At 37.1% G+C, this 434-nt stretch carries 1 protein-coding gene; it reads right to left on the reverse strand.

Features of this window, described 5'->3' with window-relative positions; translation table 11 throughout:
• The coding region (locus tag AACL61_RS01125; protein ID WP_339110857.1) for an IS110 family transposase at window positions 1–434 on the reverse strand (434 nt) is incomplete at both ends.

A 434-nucleotide genomic window follows, 5' to 3' on the forward strand; every position in this document is an offset into this window, starting at 1 on the left:
GATTAATCGATCGGCATACTTATAAGCTTTCATCTTAGATATTCGTTTATCTGTAGATGCCATTAGAATATTCTTTAATTTAACTCTCGAATAAGGTCTAACTAGTGCTGGATGAGGAAAAAGCTCCACGATATTCAACGCTAATTTAGATGTTCTATTTACAAATAATTGCTTAAGTTCTGGAAAAACTTGTTCAAGTGCAGTATGAAGATGATTTAGACGATAGTTCCAATCAGCATTGAGCTGATTATAGAACCGACTAAGCTCATGTAACTGAAGATAGTCTTTTTTCCAAGGAACTGTTAATCGAAAAGCATTTTCCTGGACAGTGAGCGCAATCCGATGAGCGTCTTTCTGATCGGTCTTAACTCGTCGTAGACTCTCGGACTTTAAATGAAGTTCTAGTGGATTAAGACGGCAAAAGCGGAGACCAT

Source organism: Limosilactobacillus reuteri subsp. porcinus (genome assembly GCF_036621895.1).
Lineage (GTDB): Bacteria > Bacillota > Bacilli > Lactobacillales > Lactobacillaceae > Limosilactobacillus > Limosilactobacillus reuteri_J.